This is a genomic window from Devosia sp., from assembly GCF_034675085.1.
Taxonomy (GTDB): Bacteria; Pseudomonadota; Alphaproteobacteria; order Rhizobiales; family Devosiaceae; genus Devosia.
On the sequence record NZ_JAUCDN010000402.1, the window covers coordinates 1 to 2521 of the forward strand.

General features: G+C 64.0%; 4 protein-coding genes. 3 read left to right on the forward strand and 1 reads right to left on the reverse strand.

The window, feature by feature from the left end:
* The first annotated feature begins 318 nt into the window (after positions 1 to 318).
* Together VDP82_RS16930 and VDP82_RS16935 are read left to right on the forward strand one after the other, a co-directional pair.
* Entirely contained in the window at positions 319 to 525 is a 207-nt protein-coding gene (locus VDP82_RS16930) for a hypothetical protein (RefSeq protein WP_323015999.1), read from the forward strand.
* A 78-nt stretch (positions 526 to 603) separates the two neighbouring features.
* Positions 604 to 1035, forward strand: coding sequence for a hypothetical protein (locus VDP82_RS16935; RefSeq protein WP_323016000.1), 432 nt, complete (start codon positions 604 to 606; stop codon positions 1033 to 1035).
* Positions 1036 to 1144: 109 nt separating this feature from the next.
* Here the strand turns inward: VDP82_RS16935 and VDP82_RS16940 are convergent, their stop codons facing one another.
* Positions 1145 to 1984: a GH25 family lysozyme gene (locus tag VDP82_RS16940; RefSeq protein ID WP_323016001.1), complete on the reverse strand. Its 840-nt coding sequence runs from the start codon at positions 1982 to 1984 to the stop codon at positions 1145 to 1147.
* Between the two features lie 178 nt (positions 1985 to 2162).
* On the opposite strand from VDP82_RS16940, the gene VDP82_RS16945 reads away from it, so the two are divergent.
* Positions 2163 to 2521, forward strand: a 359-nt coding sequence (locus VDP82_RS16945; protein ID WP_323016002.1) for a magnesium chelatase domain-containing protein, incomplete at its 3' end; no start/stop codon positions are given.

A 2521-nucleotide genomic window follows, 5' to 3' on the forward strand; every position in this document is an offset into this window, starting at 1 on the left:
TTCTCCTAAACGGTGAGATGACCTAGCGCCGGAGCCGGCCCGCCCGCCGATTTGACTTTCCCCCCGCTTCTGCTTTGATAGGGCCATGAGCACCTATCGATCCGATACTTGCCGCCATCACCGGACCCGCCTGCTTCGAGGCGTGTGACCTGGTTCGGCCACCTGCATAAGCCAAGGGCGAAGCAAGGGCCGGGCCAGGATAAGCCCTACATTTCCCGCTGATATTCGAGCCCGCTCCGGCGGGCGTCTCGCTGTCGTCCGTCGTTCCGAGGCCCTTGGGCAGGAAAGGCGGCGCGGCTTTTGTTCGGACCTATCGCCATGACCTTCAAGTATTCGCTCACCCTTCCCATCAGCGGCGGCCACAAGTTGCAGCGCTTCACTGATTGGGCCACGGCCACCCTGCCCGACCTGCAATACAAGCTTCCGCCCCAGACCCCGATCAAGACCGAGACCATGACCATTCGCCTGCGCGATCTGGCCGACCGGGCGCGGGTGCTGACGGCGCTGACCTCCAGCAAGCCCTGAGCGGCAATTCCGGCTCACGCGCCGCGCCTCTCAGGAGACGCGGCCCCCTCTTCAATTCATTTACAGGGAGCGATCGCCATGTCGGGTCCAGCCCAGTTCGTCATGACGGATCGGGATTATGCCATTCTGCGCGGCCTCGTCATGGCTCGCCCCGCCGGCGAAAGAGGCTATTACGATCTGCTGCGCCACAAGCTGGTGCATACCGATATCGTCGGACAGGACGAGATCGAGCCCAATGTCGTCACCATGAACAGCCAGGTGCGCTACCGCATCGGTGCGGGCCGCTGGCTCGAGCATCGCCTGGTTCTGGGCGCGGCCCGCGAGGTGATCGGGGAAACCGTGTCGCTGCGCTCCCTGCATGGCTTGGCGCTGCTGGGCATGCGCGACGAGCAGGAATTCGCCTATGCCGACGAGCAGGGTCCGATTGCCGTCAGCGCCGTGCTCTATCAGCCCGAAGCCGATGCCGAAATGGCCGATTATGGCCTGGCCCGCCGCTGGAACGGGCGCTGAGCCGGCCCAAGGCGCGTCACGATCCTTCGGATTTTCTCGTCGCGCTTTAGGTCCCCGTTTTGCGCATGTCTTTATCCCGGAACCGGTGACCACTTTCGGGCGACATGCTTTATTTGGCCGACTGGCAGCGCCCGGAGGGGGCCAGAGCCGCGATGGAACGCGGATCGCACCCGGTCAGCAGGAAAGTCAGCCAGTCGTTCTGGTTGCCGTAAAAGGCGTTGCGGTCCACCTCGCCGCGCACGCCGCGCACCACCCCGGTCTGGGTCCACTGCCAGAAGGTCCAGGTGCGGTTTTTGTAGCGCTCATGCGGTTCGGCGGCGGTGGAGCGCAGCCAGAAGGCATTGGGGAAATACTCCCCTTCCAGCACGTCGCGATGGAACGTCATGTCGGTATAGATGATGGGCAGTTTGCCGGTATGGCGCTCCATGACATCGAGCATCAGCCGGATCTTCTCCAGCGCGTCGGCCCGGTTCGGCTTGGTCTTGCAGCTCGAATGATTGTTCCATTCCAGGTCCAGCACTGGTGGCAGCGCGTCGGGATCGTTGGGTACGTTCTGCACGAACCAGGCCGCCTGCTCGCTGGCCAGGGAGCACCAGGTCATGAAGTGATAGGCGCCGCGCGGCATGCCCGCCTCGCGTGCCCGCGTCCAGTTGGCGCGGAAATTGGGGTCGATATAGTCCTTGCCCTCGGTCGCCTTCATGAAGACGAAATGGATGCCGGACTGAAAGGCGGTGCGGAAATCGACATTTTCCTGATAGCGCGCCACGTCGATCCCCTGGATCGGCATGCCGCGCGCCCGGTCGACGCCGGAATGGGGCCGGTTGTCGCCCTGGATGGGCCCATAGAGGCCTCCGCCTGACGAACAGGCCACCAGCAGCCCGGCCAACAGTGCCGAAACCGCGCCCTTCGCAAGGGCGGAAAAGCAGAAAAAGGGCCGCGCGGCAGACATCGGGACAGCACTCGACAACAACAAGATCGCCTTTGATTCAACATGGTCGGGTTAACGAGCCATTAGGTTTACTTCTGTGGCAAAGCCGATGGTTAACGCGCCGTATTTCGTTCGCCATACGTTCTTGTAGGGCGGCAGCGACTTTGCTAGTCTCGCCCAAGGGCATGGGGCGTTGGGCATGGTGACCCGGGTAGCGACAGTGGCGTTTCAGGGCATCGAGGCGGTGCCCGTGGATGTGCAGGTGCAGATTTCGCCCGGCCTGCCGCGCTTCATTCTGGTCGGCCTGCCCGACAAGGCCGTCAATGAATCGGGCGAACGCGTCCGCGCCGCCCTGCATGCCTCCGGTCTGGGCCTGCCGCCCAAGCGGATCACCGTCAATCTCGCCCCGGCCGACCTGCCCAAGGAGGGCAGCCATTATGACCTGCCCATCGCGCTGGGCGTCATGGCGGCTATCGGCGCCATCCCGCAGGACGCGCTCGATGGCTATATGGCGCTGGGCGAGCTTGGGCTCGACGGGCGCCTGGCCCATGTCGGCGG

Excerpts from the sequence above, each read along its gene's own strand:
- VDP82_RS16930 (WP_323015999.1), top strand. The coding sequence starts at position 319 with ATGACCTTCAAGTATTCGCTCACCCTTCCCATCAGCGGCGGCCACAAG.
- VDP82_RS16935 (WP_323016000.1), top strand. The coding sequence starts at position 604 with ATGTCGGGTCCAGCCCAGTTCGTCATGACGGATCGGGATTATGCCATT.
- VDP82_RS16940 (WP_323016001.1), bottom strand. The coding sequence starts at position 1,984 with ATGTCTGCCGCGCGGCCCTTTTTCTGCTTTTCCGCCCTTGCGAAGGGC.